The organism is Corynebacterium flavescens, from assembly GCF_008693105.1.
Taxonomy (GTDB): domain Bacteria; phylum Actinomycetota; class Actinomycetes; order Mycobacteriales; family Mycobacteriaceae; genus Corynebacterium; species Corynebacterium flavescens.
The window spans coordinates 1-6,763 of the sequence record NZ_VXKK01000040.1; the positions used below are offsets into that span (position 1 = coordinate 1).

6 protein-coding genes and 1 pseudogene are annotated in these 6,763 nt (G+C 54.7%); 3 read left to right on the forward strand and 4 right to left on the reverse strand.

Annotated elements, in window-relative coordinates:
- Positions 1-240 (forward strand): annotated as a pseudogene (locus tag F4V60_RS12630) (hypothetical protein); the annotation flags it as partial.
- A gap of 166 nt (positions 241-406) precedes the next feature.
- On the opposite strand, the gene murA reads toward F4V60_RS12630, so the two are convergent.
- Together murA and ramA are read right to left on the reverse strand one after the other, a co-directional pair.
- Positions 407-1,684 (reverse strand): UDP-N-acetylglucosamine 1-carboxyvinyltransferase, encoded by a 1,278-nt coding sequence (gene murA / locus F4V60_RS10165; RefSeq protein ID WP_075730481.1) that lies wholly within the window; start codon positions 1,682-1,684, stop codon positions 407-409.
- Between the two features lie 21 nt (positions 1,685-1,705).
- Positions 1,706-2,545 carry an acetate metabolism transcriptional regulator RamA gene (ramA, locus tag F4V60_RS10170; RefSeq protein WP_075730482.1) on the reverse strand — a complete coding sequence of 280 codons (840 nt, stop codon included), beginning with the start codon at positions 2,543-2,545 and terminating at the stop codon, positions 1,706-1,708.
- Positions 2,546-2,800: 255 nt separating this feature from the next.
- Here ramA and cysK point away from each other — a divergent pair, with 255 nt between their 5' ends.
- Complete coding sequence (gene cysK / locus F4V60_RS10175) at positions 2,801-3,736, forward strand: cysteine synthase A (protein ID WP_075730483.1); 936 nt, start codon at positions 2,801-2,803, stop codon at positions 3,734-3,736.
- Between the two features lie 99 nt (positions 3,737-3,835).
- Positions 3,836-4,399 (forward strand): serine O-acetyltransferase EpsC, encoded by a 564-nt coding sequence (gene epsC / locus F4V60_RS10180; RefSeq protein WP_075730484.1) that lies wholly within the window; start codon positions 3,836-3,838, stop codon positions 4,397-4,399.
- Between the two features lie 82 nt (positions 4,400-4,481).
- Here epsC and F4V60_RS10185 read toward each other — a convergent pair whose 3' ends face one another.
- Together F4V60_RS10185 and F4V60_RS10190 are read right to left on the reverse strand one after the other, a co-directional pair.
- Positions 4,482-4,757: a GNAT family N-acetyltransferase gene (locus F4V60_RS10185; protein WP_075730485.1), complete on the reverse strand. Its 276-nt coding sequence runs from the start codon at positions 4,755-4,757 to the stop codon at positions 4,482-4,484.
- Between the two features lie 36 nt (positions 4,758-4,793).
- The gene (locus F4V60_RS10190) at positions 4,794-6,335 is read right to left on the reverse strand and encodes an alanine/glycine:cation symporter family protein (RefSeq protein ID WP_075730486.1); all 1,542 of its coding nucleotides are present in this window, start codon (positions 6,333-6,335) and stop codon (positions 4,794-4,796) included.
- Between the last annotated feature and the right edge of the window lie 428 nt (positions 6,336-6,763).

The following is a 6,763-nucleotide window of genomic DNA, read 5'->3' on the forward strand; positions in this document are numbered from 1 at the left end:
CATCCGGCACACACCAACCAACCAAACCAACAAAAGCCCAGCTGGCACAATCACCAACCACCAAAAGAAGTGAAAAAAATACAAAATAAAAAGTACATTGGCACACTATTGAGTTCTCAAACATCATTCACACACCCCACAAAGAACCAAACATTCTCCGTAAAAGCGGCTTTTCCTACTTTAATCAACCAACCAACCAAAGTCAAACAAGCAACAAACCCGAATAACTCCAGCCCGTAACCTCCCGGCTACCTCGTGGCGACTTCGATAAAGTTACACGCGCCACCAACAACCCACAAATCCCCAGCACAAACCACAAAAAGCGCTCACATATAACCCAGTACTTTGACTACCAAGGCTTCATTTGTCCTCGACAGCTTGCCCTGGGCACTTTCCTTCCCCCAATTTAAAGGAGGTCCGAATCCTCCGGCTCTTGTATTCGCTCGATAGTGGCTCCAAGGGATCGAAGGTTCTCTACGAAATTGGGGTAGCCGCGGTCAATGTGAAAGACATCGTGGATGGTCGACGTTTCGTCCGCACACAACGCGGAAAGCACGAGGCCGGCGCCAGCGCGAATATCCGAGCTCCACACATCTGTCGAAGACAGACGCTCCTGCCCACGAATGAGCACGTGGTGTCCATCAACTTGGGCGTCGGCACCTAGTCGGAGCATCTCGTCAACAAAGCGGAAACGCGATTCGAAGACGTTTTCCGTAATGATGGACGTGCCCTCCGCGATCGCGGAAAGTCCAATTGCTATGGGCTGCAGGTCCGTCGGGAAGCCTGGAAAAGGAAGCGTTTGAAAATCTACCGACGTAGGGCGGCGGCGCATACGCACCCGAAAGCCGTTGTCATAGGCGTCGATTTGCGCCCCAGCTGATTTCAGCTTCTCCAGTGGAAGGTGCAGGTGGCGTGGTGCAATTCCACCAACGGTAATGTCTCCTCGGGTCATAGCCGCGGCAAACGCCCACGTTCCGGCGACGATTCGATCCCCTATAACCTCATGTTCGGTGGGATAGAGCTTTTCAACCCCACGGATAGACAACCGAGATGTTCCTTCGCCCTCGATGTCAGCGCCCATAGATTTGAGCATCATGCAGAGATCGACAATCTCCGGCTCCCGCGCAGCATTGTGGAGGATAGTCACACCCTCCGCCATCACGGCCGCGGTGAGGATGTTTTCTGTTGCCCCCACCGAAGGGAAATCCAACTTAATTTCGGCGCCGTGTAGGTTTTCCGCGTCCGCTACTACTGCACCGTGCTCGATATAGGTGCGCGCACCTAGCTTCTCGAGTCCGGACTGGTGCATATCGAGCGGACGGGATCCGATCGCATCACCGCCTGGGAGAGCAATCTCAGCGTGCCCGCAGCGCGCGGTGAGTGGACCGAGAACGCAAACCGATGCACGAAATTGACGAACGGCATCGAAGTCAGCGTTAGAACGAAGCTCAGCCGGGGTGGTGATCGTGACCCGAGCTCCCTCGAGATCGATTTCGCAGCCGAGACCTTCGAGAACTTTCTTCATCAGTGGTACATCAAGAATTTCAGGACAATTATGCAGCGTAGTCGTACCCTCGGCGAGTAGAGCCGCAGCCATGAGCTTGAGGACGCTGTTCTTAGCGCCGTCGACTTTTACGGCGCCCTCAAGCCGGGCACCTCCGGAGACAATAAATTGGTCTTTCACGCCTCCATAACTTACCGGTTATCAGGGAAGCGCGCCGATACGACGGGCCGCGTTAACCGCTTCGTAACGTGTATGGGCACCGAGTTTGCGCATAACAGAACGCAAATAAGACTTGACTGTCTCCGCTCCAATGCCCATTTCCTCCGCCGCCTCGACATTAGTATGTCCCAGCGCAACGCAGGAAAGTACGTCAAGCTCACGAGCGGAGAGCTTGGTTGATTGCTTCACGCGCACGGGCGAAACCATCTGGTCGCACAGGGTTTCGAGTTCCTTGCGCAGCGGCTCATCCTCGACGCGATTAGCCAGCATCCGCAACTTGGAATGCGTAGAACGAACTTGCTCCCACTCCGCGCCATTCATGACGTGCCCGCGACTCGCCCCGCCTTTCGAGCCGTCGGCACGCCTAAACGCGGAGTTGACCGCCAGGTCCTGCTCAAGGCACCGCGCGGTCATAGTCACCTCTTCAATAACCTTGTCACCTAGACGAACTGGGGAGTGGACACCAACGTAGAGCACGCCGCGAATCTCACGCTGCACCGTAACTGGTACCGCCACGATGGAATGCAGTCCTTCATCTTGGATGGCTCGATCGTTTTCGTGGGAGATGGTCGTTGCCCTGACATAATCAGAAACTCCGACCGCACGGCGGGTGCTCACTACGCGGCCTCCTACCCCGACGCCGGTATCAATAACCAAATTTTGCAAAGCCGGTGTGCGCAACCCCACCCATTGCGTAATCTGCAGGCGGTTATCCGGCAGCAGGGCCGCGTACATGGTAACGGGGATACCCGTCGCATTCTTCAAGGAAGACAGTGCGGCGCGTACAGCTTCATCATCGTCTTTAAGTCGATGCGGCTCCATGAGAGATTCTCCTAGTCGGGGGTAACCATCTAGGTGTACCCGTTACCGCCGCGTCTAACGGGGGTAAAGGTCCACCTTTTGCCTACTATAACGGGGGGTTGGGGGTAATTCTAAATCGTAGTCACAGGTTTATCTAATCTGAACCCAACAAACAATGTCCGAATAGACGGTCTAGAATCGATATACAACTTAGTCTACTCGCGTGGTGTAGGCTGTTGTGCAGTTCCGTATTTCACTTCTCAAGGAGAACGCATAGTGGCTGTATATAACAACATTCTTGAAACCATCGGCGGCACGCCCCTGGTTCGCCTAAATCGCCTTACCGAAGGCAAAAAAGCAGAAGTTCTGGTCAAGGTCGAGTCTTTCAACCCAGCCAATTCTGTGAAAGATCGCATTGGCAAGGCAATTGTCGATGCTGCAGTTGCTGCCGGCGAACTAAAGCCTGGCGGAACCATTGTCGAGGCTACTTCCGGCAACACAGGAATTGCGCTGGCACTGGCCGGTGCCACCCTAGGGTATAAGGTTATCCTGACCATGCCGGAAACGATGTCCAACGAGCGCAAGGTTCTTTTGCGCGCCTATGGCGCTGAGATTATCCTCACGCCAGGGGCTGCGGGTATGCAAGGTGCTGTGGACAAGGCAAATGAGATTCTGGCTCAAACCCCTAACTCGATCTTGGCCAGCCAGTTCGCCAACGAAGCTAATCCTAAAATTCACGAAGAAACCACCGGCCCCGAAATTTGGGCAGACACCGACGGAAAGGTCGATGCATTCGTCGCTGGCGTGGGCACCGGCGGCACTGTCACAGGGGTGGGTCGCTTCTTGAAGTCCAAGAACCCAGACCTTCACCTCGTTGCCGTTGAGCCTGCGGACTCCCCGGTCCTGTCCGAAGGGCACGCTGGACCCCACAAGATTCAAGGCATTGGCGCCAACTTCGTTCCTGACGTTCTGGATCGCGAACTTCTTGACGAAGTTCTTACCGTGACCAACGAAGATGCAATTGAAACCTCTCGGAAACTGGCCAAGGAAGAGGGACTACTGGTGGGTATCTCTGCCGGCGCTAACGTCTTCGCTGCACTCAAACTCGCAGATCGTCCCGAGTTTGCGGGGAAGACAATCGTCACCGTCGGGTGCGATTTCGGAGAGCGCTACGTATCAACGGTCCTTTTCGAGGACATTCGTGAGGGCTAGACCTCCAGCAACTCCGCACTTAGACTTTTGCTTAAAGTCTGAATAAAAGCGCCCGCCATTCTTGGCGGGCGCTTTTCCCGTCACACTAGGATGTAGTCCATGAACATTATCAAGATGATCCGTGAGGATCTCGCGAATGCTCGTGAGCACGACCCCGCTGCCCGGGGAGACGTCGAGAACGCGGTTGTCTACTCCGGGCTCCATGCCATTTGGTCACATCGCGTCGCTCACTGTCTATGGATGAAAAGTCTCCGTGGCCCCGCGCGCATCTTGGCTCAACTAAGCCGTTTTTTTACCGGAATTGAAATCCACCCTGGGGCCACCATCGGCCGCAGGTTTTTCATCGACCACGGGATGGGAATCGTCATCGGCGAGACCACGCACATCGGAGAAGGGGTTATGCTCTATCACGGCGTCACCCTCGGCGGGCAGGTCCTTACGCAGACTAAGCGTCACCCCACCATCGAGGACAACGTGACCATCGGCGCTGGGGCCAAGGTTCTCGGGCCCATCGTCATTGGAGAAGGCTCGGCTGTCGGAGCCAACGCTGTCGTCACCAAGGACGTGCCGGCCAACCACATCGCCATCGGGATTCCTGCCAAGAACCGGCCTCGCGGCAAGGACGAAAAGATAAAGCTCGTCGACCCCGACTACTACATCTAACCCCGGGCAGAGGCGAAAACGCGGAGCCCACCCAGATTCTGTGAGGGCTCCCCTTTCGCCTGCACTAGGCTCGGGCACAGTGCTAAAGGAGGTCTTGATACTCCTCGTGCTTGTCAATGAAGTGGCTAACCGCCGGGCAGCTGGGAATCACCTTTTTATCTGCTTGGCGTGACTCATCGAGCACTGCTGTGATGAGTGTGCTTGAGAGGCCGTTCCCACGAAATTTCTCATCGATGACCGTGTGATGGAAGTCCCGCTTTGAGCCTCTGTCGAAGTACTCGGCGCGACCCGCCTCCTCACCGTCAACCGCAATAACGAAGCGGGACTTTTCCGGCTGGTGCTCAATCGTAGTATTCATAGCTCCAACCCTAGCCAAGTACTAGATGATGAGTTCTTAACTCTCATCGACATCAGTTAGTTGCGCCTTATTCGCTTCTGCAGCTTTCCTGGCCTTGGCCCGCTCTACCCAGAAATCGGCGTTCTTGATGCCAATCTTCTCTGGGTCGAACTGCGGGTCGAGGCCCTGCTTCTTCTGCGCGGTGTAATCCTTGAGCGCTTTCAGTGCTGGAACTTGCAAGAACAAGATAGCCACCACGTTGAGCCAAGCGGTAGTACCGACTCCAATATCACCTAGGGCCCACGCGGCACCCGGAGTGGTCACCGCACCGTAGAGGACGGAAACAATAATGAGAACTCGCAGCAACCAAATCAACGCTCGGCGCGCAGTCTGGCTCTTAATCCAGCGGTTGAAGTAGGCCAAGTTAGTCTCGGCCAAGTAGTAATAGGCCAGGATGGTGGTGAAGGCGAAGAAAGCAATAGCGACGGCCACGAAGGATGGGCCAAAGCCACTGAAAGTGGAGTTCATGCCCTCTTGAACGTAACCCGGGCCAACCGCCACACCGTCAGGAATAGCGCCGGCGTAGCGAACGGGCCCGTCTTCGCTCTCATTCTCAAAGACCTTATACATATCGGTGGAGATGATGATGAAGGCTGTGGCCGAACACACAAACAAGGTATCCACATAAACCGCGAACGCCTGAACAAAGCCTTGCTTGGCCGGGTGTGAAACTTCCGCGGCCGCTGCGGCCTGTGGCCCAGTGCCCTGTCCCGCTTCGTTCGAGTAGATACCGCGTTTAACGCCCCACATGATAGCCAAACCCAGCATCCCGGAGAACCCTGCCTCAAGGTTGAACGCTGACTTGAAGATAAGTCCGAACACCTCTGGGATCTGCGAGAAGTTCATGAACAAGATGATAAGGGCGATGATGATGTACGCCACCGCCATAAACGGTACGACCAAGGAAGCAAAATTAGCGATGCGCTTGATGCCGCCGATGATGATGATAGCGAGCATGACAGCAAGCACTACGCCCGTCCATCCCACGGAGACGCCCCAAGCGTTTTCCACCGCCGCGGCTACGCCGTTGGACTGGATTCCCGGCAGGAAGTAACTGGTAGCCAATATCATCGCAATTGCAAAAACTATGGCGTAAACCAGCATAAAGGGCGCTGCTTTGGTGTGCTTCAGAGACTTCTCGATGTAAAAGGCAGGACCACCACGGTATTCACCGGTGTCTCGGTCCTGTTCCTTGTAAATCTGGCCCAAAGTACACTCAATAAATGAAGTAGCCGAGCCAAGAAATGCCATCGCCCACATCCAGAACACGGCACCCGGACCGCCAAAGGCAATTGCAGTGGCAACGCCAGCGATATTGCCGATGCCGACGCGGCCAGCCAACGAGATCATCAGCGACTCGAAGGAAGATACCCCGTGTTCGGACTTTTTCCCTTTAGAGATCTGGGACAGCATGTCCGGTATGCACCGCACCTGTAAGCCACGAGTAACCACCGTAAAATACAAGCCTGCACCCAAACACAAGAATACGAGTGCAGGCGACCAAATAATATTGTTGAGCGCCGTCAAGAAATCAGCCATTGGTGTCACACTTCCTTTAAGAAACAATCTCTCCTCTGCTGAGATTGACTTAATAGAACTCTGCCCTAAAACTCCCCCGCTGTAGTGCGTATCACAAATCATTTATGGGAAATTATCGATACGTAACAGGAATTACAGGCGCATACTGGAGCGATAGACTCTCAATAACTATCGATTTATCTATCGTCCTATTGTTTTAAAGATGAACTTGCACCCCCTTGTGGGGGCAGTTACGCGATAGCGTTGCCGAGTGCGGCTTTATAGCTTTTTGGGTACATGTGGAGTTTCGTACCGCTCTAACTCTGGTCAAGTCCTTTTGAGTGGTGTATCCGCCAGCGGTTGACTCAGCGATGAACTGACCGCTGACGGAACAGGATTCCTTACGCCACCAGAGCCTCCTGACCGTCACCGACAACGACGCCGACGCC